The sequence below is a fragment of the Cupriavidus pinatubonensis genome (assembly GCF_019602855.1).
GTDB lineage: Bacteria > Pseudomonadota > Gammaproteobacteria > Burkholderiales > Burkholderiaceae > Cupriavidus > Cupriavidus pinatubonensis.
Genome location: NZ_CP080766.1, coordinates 81,739 through 108,156 on the forward strand (window position 1 = coordinate 81,739; position 26,418 = coordinate 108,156).

The following is a 26,418-nucleotide window of genomic DNA, read 5'->3' on the forward strand; positions in this document are numbered from 1 at the left end:
AGGCGGGCTCCGTTCAGATGCCTGCCATGCAGGTGTACTTGATCACCAGGTAGTCCTCGATGCCATAGTGCGAACCTTCGCGGCCGACGCCCGATTGCTTTACGCCGCCGAACGGCGCAACCTCGTTCGAGATCAGCCCGGTGTTCACGCCCACCATGCCGTACTCGAGCCGTTCCGACACGCGCCAGACGCGGCCGAGATCGCGCGCATAGAAGTAGCTCGCCAGGCCGAATTCGGTGTCATTGGCCATGGCCACGACATCGTCCTCGGTCTTGAAACGGAACAGCGGCGCCAGGGGCCCGAAGGTCTCCTCGCGCGCCACCAGCATGTTCGGCGCGACATCGGCCAGCACGGTCGGCTGGAAGAAGGTGTGTCCAAGCCCATGCCGATGGCCGCCTTCGAGCACGCGCGCGCCCTTGCCCAGCGCATCGGCAATATGCTCTTCGACCTTGGCCACGGCCTTCTCGTCGATCAGCGGGCCGATGCGCACGCCGTCCTCCATGCCGTTGCCGACCTTCAGTTGAGCCACTGCCGCAACGAGCTTCTGCGCAAACGCGTCGTAGACCTTGTCCTGGACGTAGATCCGGTTCGCGCAGACACAGGTCTGGCCCGCGTTGCGGTACTTGGAGATGATTGCGCCTTCCACCGCGGCGTCGAGGTCGGCATCGTCGAACACGATGAACGGCGCATTGCCGCCAAGTTCCATCGATACCTTCTTGATCGTCGACGCGGTCTGGGCCATCAGCACGCGGCCGACTTCGGTGGAGCCCGTGAAGGTCAGCTTGCGCACCAGCGGGTTGCTGCTCAGTTCGCCGCCGATCGCCCCTGCCGAACCCGTCACCACCGACAACACGCCGGCGGGGATACCGGCGCGCTCCGCCAGAACCGCAAGTGCCAATGCCGTCAGCGGCGTCTGCGAAGCGGGCTTGACCACCATGGTGCATCCCGCCGCCAGCGCGGGGCCGGCCTTGCGGGTGATCATGGCCGCCGGGAAATTCCACGGCGTGATGGCCGCGCACACGCCTATCGGCTCCTTGGTTACGACGATGCGTTGGCTGCTGACCGGTGCGGGGATGGTCTCGCCGTAGACACGCTTGCCCTCCTCGGCGAACCACTCGATGAACGATGCCGCGTAAGCAATCTCGCCCTTGGCCTCGGCAAACGGCTTGCCTTGTTCGGCGGTCATGATGCGGGCGAGGTCGTCTTGGTTCGCCAGGATCAGCTCGAACCACTTGCGCAGCAGCGCGGAGCGCTCCTTGGCCAGCCGCGCGCGCCAGGCAGGCAGCGCGCGGTTGGCAGCCTCGATCGCGTGGCGGGTTTCTGCGACGCCGAACTGCGGCACCTGCGCCACAAGTTCACCCGTGGCCGGGTTGGTCACGTCGATGCGGCGTTCGCCGTCGGTCCAGCGGCCGTCGATATAGCACTGCTGGCGCAGCAGGGAGGGGTCTTGGAGCTTCAGCATGGTCGTTCGTCCATTGAAAAAACTGCCGGAAAGGAGATGGCGCGATCGAAGCATTGTAATCGCCACTGAATATCCCGACGGGTGCCAGATGTGGCATGCCCTGCGCATGGATGGGCGATGCCGGGTTGGTTGCCGCAGGACGTTATCAATTCTGATGATGCGGCGAGCCGGCGCGGTCGCTAGAATCCCGCCGAAAAATATTCCCGTGCAGGGTTCAAGCACGGAACACGCCAGCCTGGTGCGCTATTGCGCTAGTGCGGCGATATCAGACCACAACAAAAAACGGGTAGGGGGTTACATGATCCAACGCATGCTTCTGGCAACGCTCGTTGCCAGCACGCTCGCGGGCTGCGGCACGCCGATGGCGTTGCGCGAGACCCGCACCGGCGGCGACGCTTCGCCGGCCGTACGGACCGACATCACGGGCAAGCCGGACCTCAAGGCAGTCGGCTATGGCGACACGGTCGCAGTGTCACCGGGCAATATGAAGGCCGTGTTCGCATCGACACCGCTGACTTACACGCTGTTCGAAGACTCCTTCACCACCACGGCCGAACTGGAAAAGCGCGAGAAGACCTTGTCGGTCAATCGCAAGGACATGCCCAACCTTGAACTGCTGAAAGCAGAGATGTCAAAGGGCATGATCCGTACGAACATCTACATCAGGCAGGACGACCCGGATCCGAACAAGTTCGACCGCACCATCCGCATGATTGCCATCAATCGGGGCGAGAAGCCGTTCCGCGGCGACCTGACCATCTATGACCTGATGCCGCCCGAGCTGCAGTTCGTGTCCGCCAGCGACGCGACCAAACTGGTCAGCCAGCAGGGCGTGAAAGCCTTCCTGTCCGTGGTGCCCATCGTGCAGTACGTGACGTTCGCCATGGACGACTACGCCAAGTCGGACGAGAAGGTGCCGATGACCCACGCCATGCTCGACCAGTTGCACAAGTACACGATGCAGCGCCTGGTGCTGGATCCGGGCCAGGCCGTCGGGTTCGAGATGAAGGTCAGGTACATTCCGCCGACCGCCGAAGAACTGGCCGAGCTGCGCGAGACCGCCACGCCGCTGCAATACCGTCAGCGCTGAGCCCGTCATGCGTCCATGCAATCCTTCGCGCAAGGGCAGGCTGGCGCGCCTGCTGCCGCTGGTGGCGGGTGTAGCGCTGGCCTGGTCGACGAACGCGGGTTCGGCCTGGTTCGACACCGACGAAAAGCGGCTGGTGCCTGAAGCCGACAAGTTCGTACAGGACAAGCCCGAAGCGCTCCGGCGCTTTCTCCATACGCTGTACATGGAGGGCGAGTGGAATGCTGTGCTGAACCTCGACCTGCTGTCGCTGGCCGCCATCGAGGTGAAGCGCCATGACCTGGCCGAGCGCGCGCTGGACATGGCGAACGAACGCATCCTGCGCATCTATGCCGATGATCCCAATGCGGAGAAGGCACGGTCGTTGTGGTCCTCCGAAAGTGTGAAGGACTGGAAGGGCGAGCCCTATGAACGCGCGATGAGCTTCTACTACCGCGGGCTGCTATACCTGCGCGCGGGAGACTACCAGAACGCCCGAGCGGCCTTCCTGCAGGCAGATATCCAGAATGCCTTCGGGCAGTACGAGAAGTACGACGCCAACAGTTTTGCGCTGATGCGCTGGCTGGCGGCGTGGGCATCGCACTGCGACGGCGACAGCCGCATGGCCACGGAACTGGCCGCAGGCGCCACGAAGGGTGCGCCGGATCCGTTCTTCCGCACCGTGGGCACGCAGTTCCCCGCGCACCTGACCATCTATGAGATCGGACTCGGGCCCGAAAAGGTCACGCTGGGCGAGACCAAGAGCGTGCTCGGCTTTCTGCCGGAACCCGATGTCAGCGGGCAGCCGCGCGTGAGCTATCAGGGCACCTCGCCGGCGCCCCTCGCCGCGGACGTGGCGGCCAACATCGACTGGGTGGCCATGACGCGCGGCGGCAGGCCCATCCAGGGCATTCTCGACGGCAAGGCGCTGTTCAAGCAGAACGCCGCTGCGGTGGCCGATGTGGCCGGCGCCCTGTCGCAGGGCGCGGTCTATGCCGCCTTGTCGAATGTGGGCAAGGACAACGCGTCGGTGGCACGCAGCCTCGGCTCGCTGGGTCTTGCCGGATCCATGGTCGGGCTGCTGGCAGATTCGCTGTCGCGTGCCACCAATGCCGAGGCCGACACGCGCTATTGGGCATCGCTGCCGAAGAAGATCTATGTACAGGGGCTTGCGCAGTCAGTGCCGGACGGCAATATCCGCTTTGCCACGGTGGGCAACGCCACTGCGCGGGCGCCAATGCTCAGCGGCAAGCAGGGCAAGTGCTCGTTTGCGTGGAGCCGCGAATTGTCGGCGCTGGCAGCCGAGGAGGGCGGCGTCGCCAATCCATCGCCCTGGCCTGCCGAACCGGTCGAATCTGGCCGGGCCCAGGCCAACACCGTGTTCCGCGAGCAGATTCGCTCGTCGTTCTGATATCAAGGCAAAAACAGACTCATGAGCCTCAGCCTTCGCCATGCCCTCGCCGCCGCGGCGCTGCCCTTTCTCGTTACCGGATGTGCGATGCAAGGTGCCGGTGTACCGGCCATCGATGTGGATCTCACGCGCAAGGGGCCGGTATCGGGTGTGGGCATCGAGGGCCAGGATATCGTGGCGGTAACTGACCAGATGATGCGCGATATTCTCGCCGATCCGGCGTTCGCCAATACCGCGAAACGTCCGCGCGTCATCATCGACAGCGCGTACTTCGTCAATGAGAGCTCGCAGCCCATCAACCGCAACCTGATCACGCAGCGGCTGCTGGTCAACCTGAATCGCGCTGCGCGCTCGCGCATGCAATTTGTCAATCGGGCGCAGAGCGCGATGGTGGAACAGGAGCGCGCGCTCAAGCGCGCCGGCGTCACGGATACCGGCACCACAGGCATGACCAAGGCCACCCTCGGGGCCGATTACCGGCTCTCGGGGCGCATCGGTTCCCTGGACAGCCGTAGCGCGCAAACCGGCATGATCCAGCGCTACACGCAGATCGCTTTTGAACTCACGGACCTCGAATCTGGCGAGCTCATATGGAGCGGGTTGTACGAGTTCAGCCGCGCTGCGACCGACGACATCGTCTACCGGTAAGTTGCATGCAAGGTGTCTTGTTCTACGTCCTGAATGCATGCCTGATCGCGAGCGCCGGTCCGCTGGTCGCGCAAACGATCATTCCCGACAGCGCATTCCGCAATGACGGCACGACAGTGCTGCAGCCCGCGACGCCGTCCGGCGCACAACGCGATAGTGGCACGGCAGCATTCCGCAGTGCCTATGCGCGCGCCGGATCGCCCCGCTTTGTCGTCCTGTGGGACCAGGAGCTGGGCGACACACTGAGCGGCGGACGTGCGATGCGCACGACGATTGAAACTGCCGGCTCCATGCATCGCCAGCGCAGCGCTGGCGCGACACGTGTCACGACCGAAGCCCTGCAACCGCCGGCTTCGCGCGCCATGCCGACTGACCGCTCAGACGCATTGGTGCGCGGCGACTTCCTCAAGGCGCTCGCCGACGCGGGCATGCGGCTGGTCGACAGTGAAGTCGTTCTGCGCAATGTGGCGACACCATCGATGCGCGATGTCGCGCAGGCTGGCGCGCTTACCACGCAGCAATTGGAAATGCAGGTACTGCGCGAGCACGCGCAGTACCTGCTCAAGGTGCACCGCATTGGCAATACGCCGACGAGCGCAGATGCCGTGTTCCAGGTTTCCGCGCTGCGCCTGACCGATGGCGCATTCCTGTCGTCGCTGACCGTGGACATTGCCGCTGTGGCCCGCAGTGCCAGCACGCCTGTGCACTTTGTCGCCGACCCGCAGGGCGGCTATCGCGCCGTGCAGGCCGTGGCAGCGCCTGGCAGCGTATTGGCGGGGCAGATACTGGCGCGCCTCGCGGACGCGCTGGCACACTGAAGCGGCAGCGCCGTCGCGAGATCAATGCGCTGATGCGTTCGTTTCGCGATCGGGTTCGAGGCCCCAGTCGCCGAACTCCATCCAGTCGTCGCCGAGCAGTTCGGCAGGATGTTGGGTGCGGCTGGAGCCATTGCCGCAGCCCATCGATTCCTTGGGGCAATACTTGTCGCAGCCCCAGCAGATGCGCTCGGGATGGCTGGGATGCAGTGGGAATTTCTTTGCCATGGTGACGCGGGCGATACACTGCGCCCATGTAACGAGAGTGCTGAGTGTTGACTCTTGTCAGTATGGAGCGATCGCGCGGTCCGTCATTTGCTGCAAATCAAATCGCACGGACTCGGCAGCCAGCCGGCTCAGCCCGAGAACGCCTGCGCCGCCAGCTTCATCAGCAGGCCACTGGCCAGGCAAAGTGTGACCCAGCCGGCCAGGATCAGGGCATTGTCACGAAGTGTCATGGCGTGCTCCGGTGTTGCCTCGACTGACGCGACGCCGGCTCAGGCGCGCGCGCCATCGCTGTACGGGTCGAAGCTGCGGAACTGGTAACCATAGCGGTCGCCTGCGTGTGTGTCGGCCACGAAGCGGGCCCCGTCGCTGTACGGATCGGCATTGCGCACGCGGTATTCATAGCCATAGCGGTCCCCGGCGTGGGTGCTCACCGGCGTGGCGGCACGGGCGACACCGACAGCCGCTGCGAGCGACAGCAGCAGGACGGAAGCAACGATACGTACAGTAGTGGTGCGCGACATGGTGATCTCCAGTATGGTTGAATTTTTCAGAACGCTTGCCGCATCAGGCGTGTCGTTCATGTCAGCAACTATAGAGCCGAGATCGAGGTCATTCTGGACGGCGCTTAGGACGAGTTATTCAATTAATTTGAATTTATGGCGGCTGGCTGAATATCAGCGAACGAGCAGGGTGCCAACCAATAAAAAAGGTTCTTCACCGATTTCCGGGGAAGGCCGCCCGGATCTTCAGGAAGAAGTAATGGTCATCACGGAAGCCATAGGCCATCCGTTTGATGACCTTGATCCGGTTATTAATGCCCTCTACCAGATTGGTTCCCAACGGCCAGCGGCTATGAGCCAGGATGCCTGGCAGGTATGGCTTGAGGCGTTTGGCGAACAGGCACAGAGGTACGATGCCGCTGGCCATTGCGCGCTCGTACCACCCTTGCCAGAAGCGCCGGGCGTAGCCGGGATGCCGGTATGTCCAAAGCGTCTTGAGATCGTCCTTGAGCACGTAGACGGTCATCAGCGCCTGGTTGGCAGCCAGTATTTCATCAAGCCGGATCTGATCGGCCTCACGGGTGACGTTCTCCCGATTGCGCAGCAGTAACCAGCGAGAAGACTTCACCACCTTACGGGCGGCCTTGTCGCCGCGCAGCCGATTAGCCTCGTCCACCCTAACCCGGTCGATGACTTCACGGCCGTACTTGGCCACCACATGGAAGAGGTCATAGACGACCTGTGCTTGTGGGCAATGCATCTGCACTTCAAGGTCGTAAGCGGTATTCATGTCCATCACCGCGGCGCGAAGCTGGGCGCAGCCTTCGGGACCAAGCAGCTTGAAGAAGGGTCGGATTTCCTCTCGCGAACGTCCGCGCCCAACCCAGAGTACCCGCTTGCTCGACGGCTCGACGATGACCGTGGCATAGCGATGGCCCTTCTGGATAGCAAACTCGTCCATCGCGATCACGGTGACGCCTTTCAGGTCGACCGGCCCCAGTTCCCGCTCCAGATAGCGCAGGTCGATGCGCTTGACGGTAGTCCAGGCCAATTGGTAGAAGCGCGCGACATGGCGCAACGACATGACTTTGCACAGTCGCGCTACGCTGGCGGCTAGCCGCGTTGTCACCCGCGCATAGGGTGCGAGCCAGTCCAGGCGCTCCAGCTTCGGGCCACATCGCCGGCAAGCCAGACGAAGTCGCGGCACGACCAACTCCACCGGAATCTCGAACATTGGCAGATCCCGCACGCGCCGCTCTACCCGATCGTGGATGCTGCTAACGCCCCGACCACAGCCATCGCAGCACCGTCTCCGGCGCCCCTTAGGTTCCAGCCGGACGATGCAAATGCGCTGCCCATTACGGGTCTCCTCCCAACTATCGCGCAGGCGATAGCCTTCCCAGCAGCCGAGCTGGGCCATACAATCGCGCAGGGCCAACCTCCACCTTCCTGATTCTTGTTGTGTCGCAACTCCAAGATAACAGTGGTGGGCGTGTTGGCCCTTTTTGTTTCTAAACGGTCACGCAGATCGGCGAAGAACCATAAAAAAGCCGGAGGCGGCATCAGCAATGCCAACCTCCGGCTTCAGGCAGGCGCCGAAGCGCCTGCGGCACAATGAATGCCTGTTAGCCCTGGACGGAATCCAGCGCCGCGTTCAGCGTCTTGCTCGGACGCATGATGGCGGACAGCTTCTCGGCGTCCGGCATGTAGTAGCCGCCGATATCGACCGGCTTGCCCTGCACGTCGGACAGTTCGCCAACGATAGTCTTCTCGTTGTCGGTCAGTTGCTTGGCCAGCGGTGCGAAGGTGGCAGCCAGGGCGGCATCTTCGGTTTGCGCGGCGAGTTCCTGGGCCCAGTACATGGCCAGGTAGAACTGGCTGCCGCGGTTGTCGAGCTGGCCGGTCTTCGGCGACGGGCTCTTGGCGTTGTCGAGCAGCTTGCCTGTGGCGGCGTCCAGCGTCTTGGCGAGCACCTTGGCCTTGGCGTTACCGGACTTGATGCCCAGCTCTTCCAGCGACACAGCCAGCGCCAGGAATTCACCGAGCGAGTCCCAGCGCAGGTGGTTTTCTTCCACGAGCTGCTGCACGTGCTTCGGTGCCGAACCGCCAGCGCCGGTTTCGTACATGCCGCCACCGGCCATCAGCGGAACGATCGACAGCATCTTGGCGCTGGTGCCCAGTTCCATGATCGGGAACAGGTCGGTCAGGTAGTCGCGCAGGATGTTGCCGGTCACCGAGATGGTGTCCAGTCCGCGGATCACGCGCTCGAGCGTGTAACGCATTGCGCGGACCTGCGACATGATCTGGATATCCAGGCCCTTGGTGTCGTAGTCCTTCAGGTACGTTTCCACCTTCTTGATCAGCTCGGCCTCGTGCGGACGATAGGCGTCCAGCCAGAACACCGCCGGCATGCCCGAGTTGCGCGCGCGCGTGACGGCCAGCTTGACCCAGTCGCGGATCGGCGCATCCTTGACCTGGCACATGCGCCAGATGTCGCCTTGCTCAACCTTCTGCGTGAGCGCGGACAGGACTTCGCCGGTCGCGTTGTCGACGATGCGGGCTTCGCCGTCTTCGGCGATCTCGAAGGTCTTGTCGTGCGAACCGTATTCCTCTGCCTTCTGCGCCATCAGGCCAACGTTCGGCACGGTGCCCATCGTCACCGGATCAAAGGCGCCGTTGGTCTTGCAGAAGTTGATGATTTCCTGATAGATGCGGGCGAAGGTCGATTCCGGGATCAGGCACTTGGTGTCCTTGGTACGGCCGTCGGCACCCCACATCTTGCCGCCGATACGGATCATGGCCGGCATCGAGGCGTCGACGATCACGTCGTTCGGCGCGTGCAGGTTCGAAATGCCCTTGGCCGAATCGACCATTGCCAGTTCCGGACGATGCTCGTGGCAAGCGTGCATGTCGCGGATGACTTCTTCCTTCTTCGACTCGGGCAGCTGCTCGATCTTGGTGTACAGGTCGACCAGGCCGTTGTTGACGTTCACGCCGAGTTCGTCGAACAGCTTCTGGTGCTTGGCGAAGGCGTCCTTGTAGAACACCTTGACGGCGTGGCCGAACACGATCGGGTGCGAGACTTTCATCATGGTGGCCTTCACGTGCAGGCTCAGCATGACGCCGGTCTTGCGCGCGTCTTCCATCTGGTCTTCGTAGAAGGCCAGCAGGGCCTTCTTGCTCATGAACATGCTGTCGATGATCTCGCCGTCCTGCAGCGAAACCTTCGGCTTCAGCACGATGGTCTTGCCGCTCTTGGTGGCCAGTTCCATGCGCACTTCACGCGCCTTGTCCAGCGTGATCGACTTTTCGCCATGGTAGAAGTCGCCGTGCTTCATATGGGCCACGTGCGTGCGCGAGGCCATGCTCCACTCGCCCATGCTGTGCGGGTGCTTGCGGGCGTAGTTCTTGACGGCGGCCGGCGCGCGGCGGTCCGAGTTGCCTTCGCGCAGGACCGGGTTCACGGCGCTGCCGAGCACCTTCGAGTAGCGCTTCTGGATCGCCTTTTCCTCATCGGTCTTCGGGTCTTCCGGATAGTCCGGAACCTTGAAGCCCTTCGATTGCAGTTCCTTGATGGCGCTGGTCAGCTGGAATAGCGACGCGCTGATGTTCGGTAGCTTGATGATGTTGGTGTCAGGGTCCTGCGTCAGCTTGCCCAGTTCGGCCAGGTTGTCCGGCACGCGCTGTTCTTCGGTCAGGAACTCGGGGAATTCGCCGAGGATACGGCCGGCTACCGAGATATCGCTGGTGACGACGTTGACATCGGCCGGCTTGGTGAAAGTGCGGATGATAGGTAGGAAAGCACTGGTCGCCAGCAGGGGGGCTTCGTCAGTCAGGGTGTAGATGATGGTGGGTTGCTGCGTACTCATTGCTTGCCTCTGGATCGGGGGGATGTCAAAGAATAGAACGACAAATGGAACCACTCGCCGGCGGCTGGGACCATTCAGCCACCGGCAAACACCGAATTTTGCCTGACTTTGCTTTCAGGCGGCTGACTTCCACCGCATTTCTTGCGCGGACATCGCCAATATGCCCAATTTTGGTGCGAAAATTGGGTGACAAGCCGGTCACATCCTTCGCTTGACGAAAAATTGGGCGGCCGGCATTGCGGTTGACGGAATATTTTGCCCCTGCCGCGCGTTTACCCGTAGAGCTGCCCGGCAATTCATGCGTGAGCAGCCTATCCTGAGGTCGTAAGGCATGGGTGCCGCGGCCCGGCCGACACTGGAGAAAGGTCATGCAAATCCGAACTGGCAGGTGGCTGGCGGCCGCCGCCTTCGTGCTGAGTGCGTGCGCGACGCTGCAGCCGGTCGAAACCGCGCAGAAGATGATCGGTAGCCCGGCATCGAGCGTGCGAGATGCCTTCGGCAAACCCACGGAGACCTACCCGCTCAGTGACGGCACCAGCCGCTGGATCTACTCCAAGCAACCGCTCGGGTTCGCCGTCTACGCGGCCGACTTCGACGCGTCCGGCAAGCTGACCAATTTCCGCCAGATGCTGACCGAGGAAGAAATCTATACCGCGCGGCCGGGCATCTGGACCAAGCGCGACATCGCCGAACGCTTCGGCATGCCACGCGAGCCGGTGCAATACTACCCGCTGATGAAACGTGAAGCGTGGTCGTACCGTCTATATGTGGCCGGCTACCAGCCTGCGCATTTCAGCGCGTATTTCGATGACCGTGGCGTGCTGGACAGGACGATGATCATCGTCGATCCGATCGGTGGCGACGACCACAGCAGCAGCAAATAGCAGGCGGACATCCAGTCATCAGGCGCCCCCCAGCTCAGGCGGCGCCGGGGAATTCATCGCCGAGCACCCAGCGGTCCGGCGCGTCTTCATGCGCAGCGGTCAGCAGGATGGCGTGACCGCAGTCTTCGCACCGGTAGGCAAAGGCGTGCTGCCCTGTGGCAGGGTGGACCTGGCCTCGCTTGACCAGGCGTGCATGCGGCGGGAAGTGGCCGGGCCGGTCGATCTGTGCCAGGCAAAGATCGCATAAGTGCATTGCTGACTCCGAAGAAAGCATTCCCCTCGAATACGGAAATGCTGTACTGCAGCATTTTCAGTATAGAGGGGATGCGCCAATGCCGTGATGACAAATGCGGCGCAGTTGGTTGAGTGATTAAAGCGGCATTTTCATCCTGCGCCCCCGTCGGGAACGACGCCTTCCCCTTTTGTGCCGCTTTAGGAATGTCCCCACATTTCCATTGGTATAAATACGAACATTTCCCAGCGGGATTCAGTAATTCCATAAATAATTCCTCGCCGCACCTCTTAATAGATTCCGCGTTGACAGGAAATCGACAGGGAAATGACAGCCAATCGACAGCGCAAACATGAAAAATCCATGTCGGATCGGCGAGGGGATATTTTCGGCATCACTTATTAATTTTCTTTAAAAGCCTGTCGATAGCCCTTTCGTCCTTCGGTGACATGAACGTTGTTGCGCAATATTAGCAACGGCAGGCACAAGATGCCGGAAAAGGAGACATTAGGACAATTACCTCAACGAATTGCATTGGGGTAAATATCTACGATGTCCTATTTCATGTCCCGTTGAGATAACAATACGTCTGATATACCTTTAGCGTCATTTCGAGAATCCACCAGTTTAGGCAACGCAAGCCAGCGTTGGCATGCACTGCCTGTAGTGGTATTGCCGGCGGTCTATGCCGGCATCGGCCTGACGCCCTCGGATAACCAAAAATGATTATGGACAGCCCTCGTTCGCCTATGCCCCGTTACCACCAGATCTATGTGGCGTTGCGCCACCAGATCGTCAGCGGGGTCTATGACAGATCCGGCCTTCCGCCCGAACTCAGGCTGATGGAGCAATACCAGGTGGCCCGCGTGACCGTGCGCCGCGCCATCATCGAACTGGTCAGGGAGGGGATGGTCTACCGGCGCCCGGGTCAGGGTACCTTTGTGAAGCTTGATCATCCGAGCCGCGCGGAAAGCCAGCCCAGGATTCAGGGCCTCCTGGACAACCTGATCGCCTCGGCCGAGCAGACGTCCGTGCGTCTGATCGAGTACGGGCTGCAGCCGTGCACACACGATGCTGCCGCAGGGCTGTCGATGGCCGAGGGGCAGAACGCCTTGCGCGTGGTGCGCCTGCGCAGTCATCAGGGCAAGCCGGTATCGCTGATCACGACCTATCTGCCGGCCCATTTGTCGCCGTTGCTGACGCCGGCGGAGCTCGAGCAGCATCCCATGCTGTCGCTGCTGGAAAAAGGCGGCATCCGCATCGGCGCCGCCGAGCAGTCCGTGTCGAGTTGTCCCGCGGACGCCACGGTGGCCCCATTGCTCGACGAACCCGTAGGGTCCGCGCTGCTGTCAGTGGTGCGCGTAGTGCGCGATGTCGACGGCTATCCCGTCCAGTGGCTTCATGGCCTGTACCGGCCGCATTGCTATGACTACCGCATGGCGCTAACGCGCGCGGGCGAGGCAACGACCCGCATCTGGCTGGCCAGCGACATCACGACCGGCCTGCGGTAACCATTTCCGGGGTAGAAGGGGCGCACAAAATGAGCATTGAACACTCGACACCGTGCACCGGCCGCACCGCGCGTATATATGCTGCCAGCGGCGCCAGTCCAGGCAAGCTGTTCCCCACCGCGCCCCGATTTTCCGCTTTCCTGTTTGCCGGCAAGGCCGGCTGCCAGAGTTGCACCTTTGTGTCTGCCGCCGCGAGATTGTTCTTCGGGGAACGGCGGTACGTGTTGCGTTACGGGGCCCGCCGCCTGGCGGGGCGCAACCGCAAAGGTGGAGCGCAAGTGCCACGCATCGAGGGAGTGCGCGGCGAATTGGCGGCCATTGCCGTGTTCGCCGCATTCGCGGCGGCTGCCGGTGTTTTTTTTACGTTGTGCTGGCCCGGTGCCGATGCGGGCCATCCTTGCGGGCCTGCCTGGTGCCTCGTGGAAATGTCCAACGGCGAAGCCGTCGGGAGCCGGGCATGAGGCCGGACATCATGCTGGCTGCCCATGGCCTGAGCTTCCGGCCCGGCGCCCATGCTGTGCTGAGTAATGTCTGGATGAATCTCGTTCGCGGGCGCATCACTGCGCTGGTAGGCCCCACCGGAGCGGGCAAATCGGCGCTGCTGGGCATCCTGTCGGGACAGCTGGCGCCGTGCTCGGGCGCCGTGAAACTGGACGGCCACAACATCACCGGCCTGACACCGCATGTCCTGAACCGGCTCGGCATATGGAGAGTCGGCCCGGCAGTGGCAAAGCCCGACGTGCGGACCGTGCGCGAGCGCATTGCCAGCGCGGCGCAGTGGCACGTGCGCGGACATCATGTGGCACTCGCCCAGGCCGATGAAGTGGCACGGTGTCTTGGCCTGGAACCGCAACTGCACAAGGCGGCGAACGGCCTGCCACCGGCCGCCCGCAGACGGCTGGCACTGGCTTGCGCGCTGGCAGCCCGGCCCCGGTTGCTGTTGCTCGACGGCCTGCTGGAAGGTCTGGATGCACGGGACACGGCGGCCATGGCGACTGTCATCCGCAGCCTGTGCGCGGACGGCGTGACAGTGCTGATGGCCGAGCGCTTCACGCAGGCGGTCTCGAAGCTGGCCCATAACGTGGTGGTGCTCGCCGGCGGCAGCGTGGTCGCGAGCGGTTCCGCGGACATATTGCGCGACCCCGCCATTGCCCACGCCTGCACGGAGCAAGGCGATGCCACGGCGGCGCAGGATCCGGGCATATCGCCAGGCGTATCCCTCCACATAGCCCCGCACATATCCCCACGCAAATCCTTGCCGCATTCCGGCCACACGGCTGCGAAGCCCGCCGCGACAAAGGCGCAGCACCACCACGACACACCCGTGGGCACTGCCACCGCGGGTGAAATCACGTCATCGAAAGAACCAGCATCTTCAACGCGAAACGACCCCTGATGTCCCTGGATGAGAATACCTTGCAACACCCGAAACGCGATGCGGACATTGAGCACGACCGCTACGCATGGTCCCGGCTCGCCGAACGGCGCCCGGTCGCGTGGCCCGGCGGCAAGCGCCTTGCCGTGTGGGTCAACGTCAGCCTCCAGTGGCTTCCGTTTCATGCCGGGGACGACCTGGCCGACGCGACCGCGCACCCGCCCAATTCCCATCCGGGCCTGCGCCATGACACGTTGCGCGACTACGGTAACCGGATCGGCATCTACCGGCTCCTGCAGGCTTTCGACCGCTATGGCGTCAGGCCAACCTTCGCCTGCAACGCGCGCCTGGCCCAGCAATACCCGGCGCTGATGCAGGAAATCGTCGCGCGCGGCAGCGAGATCATCGGCCATTCGTGGCACATGGACATGCCATGGCCGCACAAGCCGGACGGGCTGGATGTTGGCGACGAGCGCGCGCAGACCGCGGCATCGCTCAATGTGCTGCGCCGTGTGAGCGGGCGCGACATCCGCGGCTGGTTCGGGCCCGGGCACCTGCAAAGCGCGCATACGCCGGAGTTGCTGCGTGCGCAGGGAATCGACTACTTCTGCGACAGCGGCAATGAGGACATGCCGTACCGCTTCCATACGCGGCTTGGCGACCTGTGGTCCATGCCGCTGTCGAGCGAACAGGAAGATCGCTTCGTGTTGATGGAAAATTTCCATGCGGAGGGGGCTTGGCTCAAACAGTTCGCGGAGAGCTGCGATCTGCTGCTTGACGAAGCACGCGAGCAGGGCGGACGTGTTCTTTCGCTGTCATTGCACCCATGGGTGTTGGGGCAATCGCACCGAATCCGCTACCTGGAAGCCGCGCTGGAGTACGCGATGTCTCGCGAAGGGGTGTGGAGCGCCGGCGCCGGGGAGATCGTCCGGTCATTTGCGGCGCAGCATCATGCCACGGACGAGGCAGCATCATGACGGCGACGCGTTCGCCCGTCGGCGTGGTGGTCAGTGAAGCGGGGCTGTGCGACGGTCTGCAGTCGCTGCGCCAACGGCTGCCAGCCGCCGCCCGCCAGGCATGGATTTCCGCCGAAGCGGCCGCGGGCGTGCGCGATATCGAAGTCGGCACGCTTGCCGCTTTCGGTGTGCTGCCGCAGACGGCCGACTTGTCGGAAGCGGTGGCACATGCGCTCGCGGTTCCGGGACTGACGGTTGCGGCCCGCGTGCCCAATTTCATGGGCGCCGAACGCGCCCTTGCTGCCGGCGTGCACCGGATCGCCTTGCCCGTCTTCGCCGACGAAGCCGACAGCCTGCGCCACATGAACCGCACCCATGCCCAGATGCTGCGAGAGGTGCGCCGGATCGCCCAGCGCATCGGCGCCGTGCCGCGCCAGGCACGCCCGCGCCTGCAGGTGCGGCTGGAGATGGCATTCGGCTGCGCGCTCACCGGGCCGGCGGATGAAGCCGCCATTGCCTGCCTGGCCGAAACGCTGGCGGCGGCCGGCGCCGACGACATTGTCCTGTGCGATACGGCTGGCTGCGCCGATCCCCGGCAGGTGCGCCGGCTGACGCAGGCGGTCTGGCTGGCCGTGGGCGTGGAGGGGGCGCCGGGCATCCACCTGCTCAATACGCGTGGACTCGGCCTGGCCAACGCACTGGCTGCCGTCGAGGCCGGCATGACCGTCGTCCATGCCTCGCTTGGCGGACTCGGCGGCAACGTGGTCACCGAGGACCTTGCGTTCCTGCTGGAATCGATCGGCATCCCTACCGGCATCGACCTCGACGCACTGATCGCCGCGCGCACGTGCGTGGCGCAGTACCTGCCCGGCGTGGTGCTGCAGGGCTGCACCCCCGTGGCCGGCCTGCCGGCGGGCTTCCGTGGGCAGCCTCCGGAGAGCGTAACGAAGCCTTGCCCTATGGCCTCCGAAGCACCAAAGTAGAACGTGGGCCGGCGGGGCCGGTCAGCCACGGGAGACTGCTCATGGGTAAAAAGAAACAGGAAAAGTACGGTACCAATGATGCCGGGGGGGGTGCTGGCACTGACGCGAAGATGTCCGGCAAGCAGTACGAGGAAGAGCTGTACCGGCTCCATGTCGAGCTGGTGAAGCTCCAGGAATGGGCCAAGGCCACCGGCGCCAAGGTCTGCATCCTGTTCGAGGGCCGTGACGGCGCCGGCAAGGGCGGGGTGATCAAGGCCATGACCGAACGCGTGAGTCCGCGCGTGTTCCGCGTGGTGGCGCTGCCCGCGCCGACCGAGCGCGAAAAGAGCCAGATGTACGTGCAGCGCTATATCCCCCACCTGCCCGCAGCCGGGGAAATCGTGATCTTCGACCGCAGCTGGTACAACCGCGCCGGCGTGGAACGGGTCATGGGGTTCTGCTCCGAGGAGCAGGTCGATTCCTTCCTGCGCGCCGTGCCGCTGGTCGAGCGCGCCATCATCCAGTCCGGTGTGCTGCTGCTGAAGTACTGGCTCGAAGTCAGTGAAGCTGAGCAGACCCGCAGGCTGCAGGCGCGCATCAACGACCAGCGCAAGACCTGGAAACTGACCGACATGGATCTCAAGTCGTATTCGCGCTGGTACGACTATTCCCGCGCGCGCGACGCCATGTTCGCCGCGTCGGACACCGAGGAATCCCCGTGGTTCGTCGTTCATTCGGACGACAAGCGGCGCGCACGGCTGAACATCATCAGCCATATGCTTGACCGCATCCCCTACGAAGCGATTCCACGGAAAAAGCCGAAGCTGCCGGCCCGGCAAAAGCCACAGGGTTACCACGAGCCCGACCATCCGTACCGGCGCGTGCCGGACCGGTTCTAGGCCCGCCTGTTGGTTCAGCGAGCGGCTGCCCGGGTCGCCACAACGGGCAGCTCGCGGCGCAGGCTTGTCAGGCGACCTCGCGCATCGGGGCGTCGGACACCGACACCTGGACCCGGACGTGCTGCACGGCCGGGTAGCCGGCCGAGAACACCAACCGGCCCGCGCACCATGTGTGCGTCACCAGCGGCTGTCCGGCAACACTCGACACGGCGATCACATCGGCGCGCGCACCCGGCACCAGGCGGCCCCGGTCGCCCAGCAGGCACGCATCGGCCGGGTTGGCCGTGACCAGCGCGAGCGCCTCGTTGAGCGGCATTCCGGCTTGCTGTGCGGCGGCGAAGGCGGCCGCGATCAATGTCGAGGGCTGGTAGTCCGAGCACAGGATATGGCCAACGCCCGCGTGGATCGCGTCGATCGCGCGCATCGAGCCGCTCTGGCTCTTGCCGCGAAGCACGTTGGGCGCGCCCAGGATGGTCGGCAGCGCGTGGTCTGCCGCGGCCTGTGCGGTCTCTACATTGATCGGGAACTCGCTCATGCGCACGCCGAGCGTGTGCATCGCGGCAATGCGCTGTGGGGAATCGTCGTCGTGGCTCGCGGTCGGGATCTGCAGGCGATGGGCCTGTGCCAGCAGGCGCTGCACACGTTCATGCGCGCCATCGAGCTGCGCGGTCTTCTTCTGCGCGGCATTGACCGCCTCTTCGCGGCTCATGCCGTGGTTGCCCATCATGTACGACAGGTAGGCGTCCAGCGTTTTGAACTGGCCCTGGCCCGGCGAATGATCCATGACCGAGAGCAGGTCCACGACACCTTCGGCCATCAGGCCTTCGAGCACCGGCACGGCGCTGGCATCGGTTACCTCGTAGCGGCAGTGGATGCGGTTGTCGACGAGGCTGTGGTTGCGGTAAGCGGCCACGGTGCGCACCAGCGTGGAAGCGGTCTCGTTGTTGCGCACGCCGAACTGGTTGCTTGCGAACGACAGCGCGTGGTACGGCGTAGTAATGCCCGCCGCGGCATTGCGGCGGTCCACCTGAGCCACGGCAAAGTCCAGCGGGAACATCACGCCGGCGCGCGGCTCGGCTTCCTTTTCGATCGCGTCGGAATGGACGTCGATCAGGCCGGGCATGACGGTGTGACCGTGCAGATCGAATATTTGCGCCGAAGCGGGCACGGTATGCGGGGCGGGCTCGATCGCGGCGATGCGGCCGTTCTCGATCAGCAATGCGCTATCCGGCAACACGCGGTCGGGCAGTACCAGGGTGGCGTGCGTCAGGTAGATGGAAGACATTTCCGGTTCCTGTATCTCTGTATCTCGGCAACTGTCAGGCAGGGGCGTTCAGGCGATAGCCGTGGCAGGCTGCAGTGGCAGCAGGCGCGTAGCAACGGCTTCGCGCACGGCGTCGTCGTGGAAAATGCCGACCAGGCAACGGCCATCGGTCAGCGCTTCACGAATCAGTTCGACTACCACGGCGCGGTTGTCCGCGTCGAGCGAGGCGGTCGGCTCGTCGAGCAGCAGGATCGGATGTCCGCCGATCAGGCCGCGCGCAATGTTCACGCGCTGCTGCTCGCCACCGGAAAACGTCGCCGGCGGCAGGTCCCACAGCCGGCGCGGCACGTTCAGGCGTTCCAGCAGCACGGCGGCGCGGGCGCGGGCTTCTTCCTGGCTGGCGCCGCGCTGTTGCAACGGGTCGGCCACGACATCGAGTGCGGACACTCGCGGAATGGCGCGCAGGAACTGGCTCACATAGCCGATCACGTCGCGTCGCAGCTGAAGGATGACTTGCTCTGGCGCATGGCTGAGCGTCACCCACGGCGCGTCCTGCGCGGTGGTATCGCGCAGGCGGATCATGCCTTCGGTCGCCAGGTAGTTGCCGTACAGGCAGCGCAGCAGCGTGCTCTTGCCGGTTCCGGACGGGCCCGAGAGGACCAGGCATTCGCCGGCGGCTGCGTCGAAATCGATCGCCTGCAAGACCGGCAGCCGGATGCCGCCCTGGTTGTGCAGCGTGAACATCTTGCCGAGGCCACGGACCTCGATCATCGTCTGCTTGGGTGCGGCTTGTGTCATGGTCAGCCTTGCAGGATGGACGAAACCAGCAACTGCGTATAGGGATGCTGCGGATCGTCGAGAATCTGGTCGGTCAGGCCTTGCTCGACCACGCGGCCGCCTTGCATCACCAGCGTGCGGTGCGCGAGCAAACGGGCCACGGCGAGGTCGTGCGTGACCAGGATGGCGGCGAGATCGAGATCTGTCACCAGCCTTCGCAGCAAGTCGAGCAGGCGCGCCTGCACCGAGACGTCAAGCGATGCCGTCGGCTCGTCCATGAAGACCAGCCGCGGATGCGTGACCAGGTTGCGCGCGATCTGCAGGCGCTGCTGCATGCCGCCCGAGAACGTGGTCGGCACATCATCCAGGCGGCCCAGGTCGATTTCCATCTTCTCGAGCCACGCGCCGGCAATCTCGCGCAAGTCGCCGTAGTGGCGCTCGCCGACAGCCATCAGCCGCTCGGCGATATTGGCGCCGGCGCTGACCTGCATGCGCAGGCCGTCCCGCGCATGCTGGCGCACGAAGCCCCAGTCGGTACGCGCCAGCAGGCGCATGCGCGCGCTCGACAGCGTGGCCAGGTCGGTCAGACCGGCTTCGCGCATGTCGTAGCGGACACTGCCGCGCTGCGGCGGCGCCTGCATCGACAGCGCCTGCAGCAGCGTGCTCTTGCCCGAGCCGGATTCGCCGACAACGCACAGTACTTCGCCGGGATAGAGGTCGAAGCTCACGTCATGGCAGCCATGCACGCCGTCCCAGGTGCGCGTGAGGTTGCGGACGGAAAGCAGCGGGGTGGCGCTCATTGTGCGGCTCCTTCGGCCCGCTGCGCGGCAACGCGGTCGCCGCAGTATTCCGTGTCGGAGCACACGAACATGCGCATGCCGGCATCATCGGTAATGATCTCGTCAAGAAAGCTGTCGGTCGAGCCGCACTGGGCGCAGCAGCTGCTCCATGTCTCGACGGTGAACGGATGGTCGACGAAATCGAGGCTCTTCACCGAGGTGTAAGGCGGCACCGCATAGACGCGCTTCTCGCGCCCGGCGCCGAACAGCATCAGCGCGGGGCTGCGGTCGAGCTTCGGGTTGTCGAACTTCGGGATCGGCGACGGACGCATCATGTAGCGCTGGTTGACGATCACCGGATAGTCGTAGGTCGTGGCGATATGGCCGTGATGGGCGATGTCTTCGTAGAGCTTGACGTGCATCGAGCCATATTCGGCCAGCGCGTGCATGGTGCGCGTCTCGCGCTCGCTAGGCTCCAGCCAGCGCAGCGGTTCGGGAATCGGCACCTGGAACACCATGACCTGCCCGGCGCGCAGCGGCGACTCGGGAATGCGGTGGCGCGTCTGAATGATGCTCGCTTCAGCGGTACGCTCGGTCGTCTTGACGCCGGTCACGCGGCCGAAGAAGCGGCGGATGTTGATGGCGTTGGTGGTGTCGTCCGAACCCTGGTCGATCACCTTGAGCACGTCCTGCGTGCCGATGATGGCGGCCGTCACCTGGATGCCGCCCGTGCCCCAGCCATACGGCAGCGGCATTTCGCGGCTGCCGAACGGGACCTGGTAGCCGGGAATCGCCACGGCCTTCAGCAGCGCACGGCGCAGCATGCGCTTGGTCGATTCGTCCAGGTAGCCAAAGTTGTAGTGGTCGTCGCGGGCGACGGTGGCGTTGGTCTGACTCATGCCAGCGTCTCCTCTTGTGGCTGGATACTCGATACCGCGGCGGCAGGAGCAGCTTCCGTACCCGCGGCTTCCTGCTCGGTGCGCAGGCGGCGCAGCAGTTCCAGGTTGGCCTGGAAGTCCACGTAATGGGGCAGCTTCAGGTGCTGCACGAAGCCGGAGGCCTCGACGTTGTCGCTGTGGTAGAGCATGAATTCCACGTCATTGGCCGGGGCGTCGGCCGCTTCGCCAAGTTCTGCCGCACGCATGGCGCGGTCGGCCAGCGCCATCGACATGGCCTTGCGTTCGCCGTAGCCGAACACCAGCCCGTAGCCACGCGTGAAGCGCGGCGCCTCGTTGGCGTTGCCGGTGAACTGGCTCACCATCTGGCACTCGGTCAGCTCGACCTCGCCGATGGTGATGGCAAAGCCCAGTTCCTCCACGAACAGCTCGACTTCGGCAGTGCCGTAGCGGATTTCCGCCGCGAACGGGTGCGAGTTGCCGTAGCCGCGCTGCGTGGAATAGCCCATCGACAACAGGAAACCTTCGTCCCCGCGCGCAAGGTTCTGCAGGCGTGCCGCGCGGCCGGCCGGCAACGTCGGCGGTTCGCGGGTCAGGTCGGGGGGAGCCGGGTCGCCCGGCGGAATGGCATCGGCCTCGACCAGTTCGTCGGCTTCGAGAAGCGCCGTCACGCGCGGCATGTCGGACGCCAGCGGCTCCGGCGACGGCGCCAGCGGAGCCGGATCGCGCTCGGCTTCGAGCGAGAAATCGAGCAGGCGCTGCGTGTAGTCGTACGTCGGGCCAAGTACCTGACCGCCAGGGACATCCTTGAACGTCGACGAGATCCGGCGTTCCAGGCGCATCCTGCCGGTATCGACCGGCACCGTGTAGCCAAAGCGCGGCAGCGTGGTGCGGTAAGCGCGCAGCAGGAAGATCGCTTCGATCTGGTCCCCCGCAGCCTGCTTGAGTGCCAGAGCGGCCAGGTTCGGGTCGTACAGCGAGCCTTCCGCCATCACGCGCGAGACGGCCAGGGGCATTTGTTCGCGGATCTGGGCCAGCGTCAGTTCAGGAACCGCGGTATCGCCGCGGCGATAGGCGTCGAGCATCTGATAGGAATTGAGGATAGCGCGCTCGCCACCCTTGACGGCTACGTACATCTCAGTCCTCCAGCTGCGTGGTGCGCGCCAGGGCGCAGAATTGCTCGCCGCTGGTCAGCAGCAGATCGACGCCGAGCGGGAACACCGCATGGTTGTCGCGCCATTCGGTGCGGAAGCCCGCAGGCAAGCCCGTTACGCGCACGGTCTGCGTGGTCTCGATGCCGGGGCCACGCAGCGTCAGGAGTTCGCCGGCTGCAAGGGATTCCAATTCGACGATCAGGGTCGCCGAGCGGTCAGGGTAGGCGGGCTCGCCCTGCGCGCAATCGGCCAGGGCCGGTTGCGCATGACCCGCGGGCACGCAGACGAAAGTGGCCGTGCGGACATCGTCCACGAGCGGGCAACCGCAGTGAAAACGCAGGAACGAGCGCACGGCGGCCGGTACATCGGCAGGCAGCCACACCGGCGTGTCGGCGTCCGCGAGCGTCAGCAGCAACGCGGCCTGCGCGGGCGAAAGGCCCTCCGGCACGCCGCTGGAGGCGGGCAGTTGCTGCACGGTGCCGGGCCGCGCCATGGCATCGAGCGTGGCGCGGAATACCTGCTGGGCGTCTTCGACCGGGTTGTCGAAACCCGGCAACAGCGTGGCGCTCGCGGCGGCAGTGGTGGTCAATGGAAGCGTCTGCATCTCAGTCTTCTCCTCGAACCATGGTGAAAAACTCCACGCGCGTCTGTGCGGCAACGCCCGCCCGATTGGCAGCACGCGCAGCGTGAGCCTGCGCTAGCGGGGCCAGCACGGTGTCGCGCACGCGCTGGTGCCAGTCGGCGCGCTGGAGCAGGGCGTCCAGCACGGCCGCCTGTTCGGCGTGGCGTGTGCCGCGGCCCTGTACGTAGGCGACTCCCGCGGTGCTGCCAGCCGAGGCGTCCTCGAGGACGATCGCGCAGCGTGTCACCGAGACTTCGCCGAGATTGAATTGCGCGCCAGTGCCGCCAGCACGGCCGCGCACCATCGCCATGCCGGCCTCCGGCTTGCGCAGCAGGCGGTAGGCGGGCAGTGCGCCTTGCCCGGAAAGTTGCGCGTAAGCCGCGTCAAGCGCATCCGGCTGCGCTAGCGCCAGAATCCGCAGCCAGCCCGCACGGGCAGCGCTAGCATCCGCAATGGTAGTGTCTTGCATGGTCACCCCTATACGTCTATACGTGTAGATGTTCACTGTATCAGCACGGCGACACTAGAACACACTGGTATGAAGCTTTCGTGACGGACTTGGCCGGTGCTCGGGCTCGAACGCCATGCGCCCGCGGCTGAGGCACAATCACGGGTATGGACCGGATAAACACACGCGAGCCGACGCAGCACTCCAGTGAAATTCGTTCCGGTGAAGGCTTGATGACAAAAGGCAAGGCAACACTAGGCAAGGCAAGACGATGTCTGATCAGGAAGTCGAACGAGGTTCCGGCGTTGCGGTATGGCGCCAGATTGGCGAGGCGCTGGCGCAGGATATCCGCAACAAGCTGTATGGCCCCGGCGAGCAACTGCCGCCTGAGCCCGAGCTGGCCAGCCGGTTCGCGGTGAACCGCCATACCATCCGCCGCGCCATGGGCGAGCTGGAGCTGAATGGTCTCGTGCGGATCGAGCAGGGCCGCGGCACGTTCGTCCAGGAACATGCGATCGACTATGCGATCGGTCGCCGCACACGTTTTTCGCAGAACCTGGCGGCACAGGGCATGCGCGGCCACGTCGAGATTCTCGAAAGCAGCATGGTGCGCGCGCCCGAGGTCGCCAAGCAGCTGGGCCTGCCGCGTACGGCGGACATCCTGCACGTCCAGGTGATCGGCAAGGCCGAAGCACGCACCATCGACGTCGCCGAGCATTACTTCGATGGCAAGCGCTTTCCGGCTTTGGCTGACGAGATCCGGGAGCAACTGTCGATCTCGCGCGCGCTCGCGCACTTCGGCATTGCCGACTACACACGCAAGTGGTCGCGCATCACCGCGTCGATGCCGAGCGCACCGGTCGCACGCCTGCTGAACCAGCCGAAGACGCGCCCCGTGCTTCAAGTGGAAGCACTCAACGTGGATATCGACGGTGCACCGCTGCAATACAGCATGACCCGTTTTGCAGGAGACTGGGTGCAGCTCACCGTTTCCGACAGCGAATCGCCAGTCATTCCATGAAGCCCGGAGACGCGCCAGCGCAACCGGCCAACGTGATATTGGTCTAGACATCTGGCCGTCATCTACGCGCGCTAACTTGCTATCCATGCATACCACTAGCCAAGCTACTTCGGCCCCGCTCGCGGGGATCACGGGCCGCCGCGTGCTGGGCACCGGCGGCATCGGCCCCGCTACGCTGGGATTCCGCGACGGTTGCCTGACACAGCCCGGGCAGCAGGTGCCGCAGGCAGGGCCATGCATCGATGCGGGCGACCTCCTCGTGCTGCCCGGCATCGTCGACATTCATGGCGATGCGTTCGAGCGCGCCGTGATGCCGAGGCCCGGTGTGAGCTTTCCCTATGCCACCGCTCTGCTCGATGTGGACCGGCAACTGCTTGCCCATGGCATCACGACCGAATTCCACGGCGTGACGCTGTCATGGGAAGGTGGCTTGCGCGGCGAAACCTATGCGCTGCGGATGTTCGAGGCGCTCGCGCAGCTCAAGCCGGTGCTCGGTGCCGAGCACATGGTCCACTTGCGTTTCGAGGCCTATCACGTGGAAGGCGTGGAAACGGCACTCGCCTGGATGGAAGCGGAGCGCGTGGGGCTGCTGGCCATCAACGACCATCTGCCGACCATGGCCCGTCGCATCGACGACGAGCGCAAGGTCTTGCAATACGCGGAACGGGCCGAGTGCGATGCCGAGACCTTCCGCACGCGCCTGCGCACCGCCAGCCGGCATGCGCAGGACGTGCCCGCGGCGATGTCCCGCCTGATCGCCGCGGCGCGCACGGCAGGGCTGCCCGTCGCGTCGCACGATGATCCGGACCTGGCCACGCGGCAGCACTATCACCGCCAGGGTTGCCGCATCGCCGAGTTTCCGCTCACGGTGGAAACCGCGCGCGCGGCACGGCAATTGGGCGATGACGTCGTATTCGGCGCGCCCAACGTCATGCGCGGCACCAGCCACACTGGCGCACCCAACGCGACCGAAATGGTATCCGCGGGCCTGTGCACGGTGCTCGCGTCCGACTACTACTATCCGGCGCCGCTGCAGGCAGCGTTCAAGCTCGCGCAGCTTGGCGTCGTGGACCTGCCCGACGCCTGGAAGCTGGTGTCGCGCAACCCGGCGCGCGCCGCCGGCCTGCGCGATCGCGGTGCGTTGATACCTGGCCTGCGCGCCGATGCCATCCTCGTCGACGACCGCCAGGCCGGCCTGCCGCGCGTCGTCGGCACCGTTGTCGGTGGCGAACTGCAGCACGCGGCCATGTCGCTGCCCATGACCGGTATCGACGGCGTAGCCGTGCCCCGCAACGACAGCATGGCGGCATGACCATGCAAGCCCATCGCTACGCCATCTACCTCGCTCCCGGCGGCCCGTTCCGCACGTTTGGCTGCCAGTGGCTCGGCCGCGACGCCGACACCGGCATCGCGCTTGCCCATGCGGATCGCCCGCAGGCATGGATCGATGCGCCCGCGCACTATGGTCTGCATGCCACGCTGAAGCCGCCTTTCAGGCTCGCCACCGGCACCGAGGCAGGGCAACTCGATGCCGCTGCCCGCGCCTTTGCGCAGGCACGCGCAGCGTTCGATGCGCCGCTGGTGCTGCGCTCGCTGCGCGGTTTCCTGGCCTGGTGCCTGGACGAGAACACGGCCGGCGCGCGCGACATGCACGCGCTCGCCGACGCCAGCGTGCAGGCGTTCGAGCCGTTCCGCGCGCCGGCCACGCCCGAGGAAGTGGCCCGACGCAAGCCCGATCAGCTCACCGCCGCACAGCGCCTGATGCTCGAAGCCTGGGGCTACCCGTATGTCTTCGATACGTTCAAGTTCCATATCACGCTGACCGGCATGCTTGCGCCCATGGATGCCGATGCCGCACTGGCGCGGCTGTCCGCCGATTGCCGCACGCTGCTCGAGTCGCCGCTGCACGTGGATGGCATCAGCGTTTTCGTGCAGCCAAAAGCGGGGCAAGACTTCGTTGTCGGCCGGCACTACGGTTTTGACGGACGCGTGCGCAATGGCGCCGGCGCCCGCTATCTCGAATCATGACCCGCACCGCGAACATCAACGGCACTGGCCTGTTCTATGTCATGGGGCCGTCGGGCAGCGGCAAGGATTCGCTGCTGCGCGCGCTGCATGACCGGCTTGGTCCGGACGACCGCGTCGTTGTCGCGCACCGCTATATCACGCGCGATGCCGATGCCAACGAGGCGTCTGTGCCGCTGTCAGCAGGCGAGTTTGCGCGCCGCGCGGAGCTTGGCTGCCTGGCGCTGCACTGGCGCAGCCACGGGCTGCACTACGGTATCGGCCTCGAGATCGAGCAATGGATGGCGCGCGGCCTGAAGGTCATCGTCAACGGCTCGCGTGAGTACCTGCCGCATGCGGTGGCACGCTATCCGGCATTGTGTGCCGTGCACGTCCGCGTCAAGCCGGAAGTGCTGGCCGCGCGGTTGCGGCAGCGCGGCCGCGAATCGGAGGATGCGATTGCAAGGCGGCTGGCGCGTGCGACCGAAGCGTTCGCCGTGCCTGCGCAGTGCCGGCTGGTCGAGATCGACAACAGCGGCGCGCTGGCGGATTCCGCCGAAGCTTTCGCGCGCCTGGTCGGCGTTGCGCCGGCATCCGCCTGAAGAACCAGCCGAAGCGCTCCGACGCCTTATGAC

General features: G+C 64.7%; 28 protein-coding genes. 14 read left to right on the forward strand and 14 right to left on the reverse strand.

Going from position 1 to position 26,418, the window contains the following annotated elements; all coding sequences use genetic code 11:
* Window positions 1-13: 13 nt before the first annotated feature.
* Entirely contained in the window at window positions 14-1,462 is a 1,449-nt protein-coding gene (gene gabD, locus K2O51_RS00360; protein WP_041680187.1) for an NADP-dependent succinate-semialdehyde dehydrogenase, read from the reverse strand.
* 298 nt (window positions 1,463-1,760) lie between these two features.
* On the opposite strand from gabD, the gene K2O51_RS00365 reads away from it, so the two are divergent.
* Genes K2O51_RS00365 through K2O51_RS00380 form a run of 4 tightly spaced genes read left to right on the forward strand, consistent with a single transcriptional unit; the run spans window position 1,761 to window position 5,405 of the window.
* Window positions 1,761-2,552, forward strand: coding sequence for a hypothetical protein (locus tag K2O51_RS00365; RefSeq protein ID WP_245001816.1), 792 nt, complete (start codon window positions 1,761-1,763; stop codon window positions 2,550-2,552).
* Between the two features lie 7 nt (window positions 2,553-2,559).
* The gene (locus tag K2O51_RS00370) at window positions 2,560-3,939 is read left to right on the forward strand and encodes a COG3014 family protein (RefSeq protein ID WP_220630334.1); all 1,380 of its coding nucleotides are present in this window, start codon (window positions 2,560-2,562) and stop codon (window positions 3,937-3,939) included.
* Between the two features lie 21 nt (window positions 3,940-3,960).
* Window positions 3,961-4,587, forward strand: a complete 627-nt coding sequence (locus tag K2O51_RS00375; protein WP_220630335.1) for a penicillin-binding protein activator LpoB — start codon at window positions 3,961-3,963, stop codon at window positions 4,585-4,587.
* 5 nt (window positions 4,588-4,592) lie between these two features.
* Entirely contained in the window at window positions 4,593-5,405 is an 813-nt protein-coding gene (locus K2O51_RS00380; RefSeq protein ID WP_220630336.1) for a hypothetical protein, read from the forward strand.
* 21 nt (window positions 5,406-5,426) lie between these two features.
* Here the strand turns inward: K2O51_RS00380 and K2O51_RS00385 are convergent, their stop codons facing one another.
* The 5 genes from K2O51_RS00385 to K2O51_RS00405 form a co-directional block, all read right to left on the reverse strand.
* On the reverse strand, window positions 5,427-5,630 hold the full coding sequence (locus tag K2O51_RS00385; RefSeq protein ID WP_041680465.1) for a DUF3079 domain-containing protein: 204 nt from the start codon (window positions 5,628-5,630) through the stop codon (window positions 5,427-5,429).
* Between the two features lie 269 nt (window positions 5,631-5,899).
* A complete protein-coding gene (locus K2O51_RS00390) occupies window positions 5,900-6,151 on the reverse strand; it encodes a hypothetical protein (RefSeq protein WP_011300321.1) in 252 nt (83 codons plus the stop codon).
* A gap of 193 nt (window positions 6,152-6,344) precedes the next feature.
* Window positions 6,345-7,550 carry an ISL3 family transposase gene (locus K2O51_RS00395; RefSeq protein ID WP_011295769.1) on the reverse strand — a complete coding sequence of 402 codons (1,206 nt, stop codon included), beginning with the start codon at window positions 7,548-7,550 and terminating at the stop codon, window positions 6,345-6,347.
* 205 nt (window positions 7,551-7,755) lie between these two features.
* A complete protein-coding gene (locus K2O51_RS00400; protein WP_011300320.1) occupies window positions 7,756-9,999 on the reverse strand; it encodes an NADP-dependent isocitrate dehydrogenase in 2,244 nt (747 codons plus the stop codon).
* 25 nt (window positions 10,000-10,024) lie between these two features.
* Complete coding sequence (locus K2O51_RS00405; protein WP_140950732.1) at window positions 10,025-10,369, reverse strand: hypothetical protein; 345 nt, start codon at window positions 10,367-10,369, stop codon at window positions 10,025-10,027.
* Here K2O51_RS00405 and K2O51_RS00410 point away from each other — a divergent pair.
* On the forward strand, window positions 10,368-10,883 hold the full coding sequence (locus K2O51_RS00410; RefSeq protein WP_011300319.1) for a hypothetical protein: 516 nt from the start codon (window positions 10,368-10,370) through the stop codon (window positions 10,881-10,883). The two genes, K2O51_RS00405 and K2O51_RS00410, sit on opposite strands and share 2 nt — an antisense overlap.
* Window positions 10,884-10,917: 34 nt before the next feature.
* Here K2O51_RS00410 and K2O51_RS00415 read toward each other — a convergent pair whose 3' ends face one another.
* Entirely contained in the window at window positions 10,918-11,136 is a 219-nt protein-coding gene (locus K2O51_RS00415) for a hypothetical protein (protein ID WP_041680185.1), read from the reverse strand.
* 728 nt (window positions 11,137-11,864) lie between these two features.
* Here K2O51_RS00415 and K2O51_RS00420 point away from each other — a divergent pair.
* From K2O51_RS00420 to ppk2, 5 genes are all read left to right on the forward strand, one after another.
* Window positions 11,865-12,626, forward strand: coding sequence for a GntR family transcriptional regulator (locus K2O51_RS00420; protein ID WP_235679793.1), 762 nt, complete (start codon window positions 11,865-11,867; stop codon window positions 12,624-12,626).
* A 457-nt stretch (window positions 12,627-13,083) separates the two neighbouring features.
* Entirely contained in the window at window positions 13,084-14,022 is a 939-nt protein-coding gene (locus tag K2O51_RS00425; protein ID WP_011300315.1) for an ATP-binding cassette domain-containing protein, read from the forward strand.
* Window positions 14,023-14,042: 20 nt separating this feature from the next.
* The gene (locus K2O51_RS00430) at window positions 14,043-14,978 is read left to right on the forward strand and encodes a polysaccharide deacetylase family protein (protein WP_235679792.1); all 936 of its coding nucleotides are present in this window, start codon (window positions 14,043-14,045) and stop codon (window positions 14,976-14,978) included.
* A complete protein-coding gene (locus K2O51_RS00435) occupies window positions 14,975-15,940 on the forward strand; it encodes a beta/alpha barrel domain-containing protein (protein ID WP_011300313.1) in 966 nt (321 codons plus the stop codon). Before K2O51_RS00430 ends, K2O51_RS00435 begins: the two co-directional genes overlap by 4 nt.
* A gap of 41 nt (window positions 15,941-15,981) precedes the next feature.
* Complete coding sequence (ppk2, locus tag K2O51_RS00440; protein ID WP_011300312.1) at window positions 15,982-16,818, forward strand: polyphosphate kinase 2; 837 nt, start codon at window positions 15,982-15,984, stop codon at window positions 16,816-16,818.
* A gap of 67 nt (window positions 16,819-16,885) precedes the next feature.
* On the opposite strand, the gene K2O51_RS00445 is transcribed toward ppk2, so the two are convergent.
* The 7 genes from K2O51_RS00445 to phnG are packed head-to-tail and all read right to left on the reverse strand — an operon-like array spanning window position 16,886 to window position 22,779.
* Window positions 16,886-18,103, reverse strand: coding sequence for an alpha-D-ribose 1-methylphosphonate 5-triphosphate diphosphatase (locus K2O51_RS00445; RefSeq protein WP_011300311.1), 1,218 nt, complete (start codon window positions 18,101-18,103; stop codon window positions 16,886-16,888).
* Between the two features lie 48 nt (window positions 18,104-18,151).
* Window positions 18,152-18,880: a phosphonate C-P lyase system protein PhnL gene (gene phnL / locus K2O51_RS00450; RefSeq protein ID WP_011300310.1), complete on the reverse strand. Its 729-nt coding sequence runs from the start codon at window positions 18,878-18,880 to the stop codon at window positions 18,152-18,154.
* Between the two features lie 2 nt (window positions 18,881-18,882).
* Window positions 18,883-19,659, reverse strand: a complete 777-nt coding sequence (gene phnK, locus K2O51_RS00455) for a phosphonate C-P lyase system protein PhnK (RefSeq protein ID WP_220630338.1) — start codon at window positions 19,657-19,659, stop codon at window positions 18,883-18,885.
* Window positions 19,656-20,537 carry an alpha-D-ribose 1-methylphosphonate 5-phosphate C-P-lyase PhnJ gene (locus K2O51_RS00460; protein ID WP_220630339.1) on the reverse strand — a complete coding sequence of 294 codons (882 nt, stop codon included), beginning with the start codon at window positions 20,535-20,537 and terminating at the stop codon, window positions 19,656-19,658. Before K2O51_RS00460 ends, phnK begins: the two co-directional genes overlap by 4 nt.
* Window positions 20,534-21,670, reverse strand: coding sequence for a carbon-phosphorus lyase complex subunit (locus tag K2O51_RS00465; RefSeq protein ID WP_011300307.1), 1,137 nt, complete (start codon window positions 21,668-21,670; stop codon window positions 20,534-20,536). Before K2O51_RS00465 ends, K2O51_RS00460 begins: the two co-directional genes overlap by 4 nt.
* A 1-nt stretch (window position 21,671) precedes the next feature.
* Window positions 21,672-22,292, reverse strand: a complete 621-nt coding sequence (gene phnH, locus K2O51_RS00470; protein WP_011300306.1) for a phosphonate C-P lyase system protein PhnH — start codon at window positions 22,290-22,292, stop codon at window positions 21,672-21,674.
* A 1-nt stretch (window position 22,293) separates the two neighbouring features.
* Window positions 22,294-22,779, reverse strand: a complete 486-nt coding sequence (phnG, locus tag K2O51_RS00475; protein WP_140950728.1) for a phosphonate C-P lyase system protein PhnG — start codon at window positions 22,777-22,779, stop codon at window positions 22,294-22,296.
* 250 nt (window positions 22,780-23,029) lie between these two features.
* Between phnG and phnF the strand changes: the two genes are divergently transcribed.
* The 4 genes from phnF to phnN all read left to right on the forward strand — a co-directional run bounded on the left by phnF (window position 23,030) and on the right by phnN (window position 26,385).
* Window positions 23,030-23,779 (forward strand): phosphonate metabolism transcriptional regulator PhnF, encoded by a 750-nt coding sequence (gene phnF / locus K2O51_RS00480; RefSeq protein WP_011300304.1) that lies wholly within the window; start codon window positions 23,030-23,032, stop codon window positions 23,777-23,779.
* Window positions 23,780-23,864: 85 nt separating this feature from the next.
* Window positions 23,865-25,091, forward strand: coding sequence for an alpha-D-ribose 1-methylphosphonate 5-triphosphate diphosphatase (locus K2O51_RS00485; protein ID WP_011300303.1), 1,227 nt, complete (start codon window positions 23,865-23,867; stop codon window positions 25,089-25,091).
* Window positions 25,088-25,807, forward strand: a complete 720-nt coding sequence (locus K2O51_RS00490) for a DUF1045 domain-containing protein (RefSeq protein ID WP_011300302.1) — start codon at window positions 25,088-25,090, stop codon at window positions 25,805-25,807. Before K2O51_RS00485 ends, K2O51_RS00490 begins: the two co-directional genes overlap by 4 nt.
* The gene (gene phnN, locus K2O51_RS00495; protein ID WP_011300301.1) at window positions 25,804-26,385 is read left to right on the forward strand and encodes a phosphonate metabolism protein/1,5-bisphosphokinase (PRPP-forming) PhnN; all 582 of its coding nucleotides are present in this window, start codon (window positions 25,804-25,806) and stop codon (window positions 26,383-26,385) included. The genes K2O51_RS00490 and phnN overlap by 4 nt, the downstream gene beginning before the upstream one ends.
* Window positions 26,386-26,418: the final 33 nt, after the last annotated feature.

Coding starts and splice junctions, on each gene's coding strand:
- gabD (WP_041680187.1), bottom strand. CDS start 1,462: ATGCTGAAGCTCCAAGACCCCTCCCTGCTGCGCCAGCAGTGCTATATC.
- K2O51_RS00365 (WP_245001816.1), top strand. CDS start 1,761: ATGATCCAACGCATGCTTCTGGCAACGCTCGTTGCCAGCACGCTCGCG.
- K2O51_RS00465 (WP_011300307.1), bottom strand. CDS start 21,670: ATGTACGTAGCCGTCAAGGGTGGCGAGCGCGCTATCCTCAATTCCTAT.
- K2O51_RS00415 (WP_041680185.1), bottom strand. CDS start 11,136: ATGCACTTATGCGATCTTTGCCTGGCACAGATCGACCGGCCCGGCCAC.
- phnL (WP_011300310.1), bottom strand. CDS start 18,880: ATGACACAAGCCGCACCCAAGCAGACGATGATCGAGGTCCGTGGCCTC.
- ppk2 (WP_011300312.1), top strand. CDS start 15,982: ATGGGTAAAAAGAAACAGGAAAAGTACGGTACCAATGATGCCGGGGGG.
- K2O51_RS00410 (WP_011300319.1), top strand. CDS start 10,368: ATGCAAATCCGAACTGGCAGGTGGCTGGCGGCCGCCGCCTTCGTGCTG.
- K2O51_RS00445 (WP_011300311.1), bottom strand. CDS start 18,103: ATGTCTTCCATCTACCTGACGCACGCCACCCTGGTACTGCCCGACCGC.
- K2O51_RS00380 (WP_220630336.1), top strand. CDS start 4,593: ATGCAAGGTGTCTTGTTCTACGTCCTGAATGCATGCCTGATCGCGAGC.
- K2O51_RS00395 (WP_011295769.1), bottom strand. CDS start 7,550: ATGGCCCAGCTCGGCTGCTGGGAAGGCTATCGCCTGCGCGATAGTTGG.
- K2O51_RS00460 (WP_220630339.1), bottom strand. CDS start 20,537: ATGAGTCAGACCAACGCCACCGTCGCCCGCGACGACCACTACAACTTT.
- K2O51_RS00390 (WP_011300321.1), bottom strand. CDS start 6,151: ATGTCGCGCACCACTACTGTACGTATCGTTGCTTCCGTCCTGCTGCTG.
- K2O51_RS00370 (WP_220630334.1), top strand. CDS start 2,560: ATGCGTCCATGCAATCCTTCGCGCAAGGGCAGGCTGGCGCGCCTGCTG.
- K2O51_RS00485 (WP_011300303.1), top strand. CDS start 23,865: ATGCATACCACTAGCCAAGCTACTTCGGCCCCGCTCGCGGGGATCACG.
- phnF (WP_011300304.1), top strand. CDS start 23,030: ATGTCTGATCAGGAAGTCGAACGAGGTTCCGGCGTTGCGGTATGGCGC.
- phnH (WP_011300306.1), bottom strand. CDS start 22,292: ATGCAGACGCTTCCATTGACCACCACTGCCGCCGCGAGCGCCACGCTG.
- K2O51_RS00490 (WP_011300302.1), top strand. CDS start 25,088: ATGACCATGCAAGCCCATCGCTACGCCATCTACCTCGCTCCCGGCGGC.
- K2O51_RS00435 (WP_011300313.1), top strand. CDS start 14,975: ATGACGGCGACGCGTTCGCCCGTCGGCGTGGTGGTCAGTGAAGCGGGG.
- K2O51_RS00375 (WP_220630335.1), top strand. CDS start 3,961: ATGAGCCTCAGCCTTCGCCATGCCCTCGCCGCCGCGGCGCTGCCCTTT.
- K2O51_RS00385 (WP_041680465.1), bottom strand. CDS start 5,630: ATGGCAAAGAAATTCCCACTGCATCCCAGCCATCCCGAGCGCATCTGC.
- phnK (WP_220630338.1), bottom strand. CDS start 19,659: ATGAGCGCCACCCCGCTGCTTTCCGTCCGCAACCTCACGCGCACCTGG.
- phnN (WP_011300301.1), top strand. CDS start 25,804: ATGACCCGCACCGCGAACATCAACGGCACTGGCCTGTTCTATGTCATG.
- K2O51_RS00400 (WP_011300320.1), bottom strand. CDS start 9,999: ATGAGTACGCAGCAACCCACCATCATCTACACCCTGACTGACGAAGCC.
- K2O51_RS00405 (WP_140950732.1), bottom strand. CDS start 10,369: ATGACCTTTCTCCAGTGTCGGCCGGGCCGCGGCACCCATGCCTTACGA.
- K2O51_RS00420 (WP_235679793.1), top strand. CDS start 11,865: ATGCCCCGTTACCACCAGATCTATGTGGCGTTGCGCCACCAGATCGTC.
- K2O51_RS00425 (WP_011300315.1), top strand. CDS start 13,084: ATGAGGCCGGACATCATGCTGGCTGCCCATGGCCTGAGCTTCCGGCCC.
- phnG (WP_140950728.1), bottom strand. CDS start 22,779: ATGCAAGACACTACCATTGCGGATGCTAGCGCTGCCCGTGCGGGCTGG.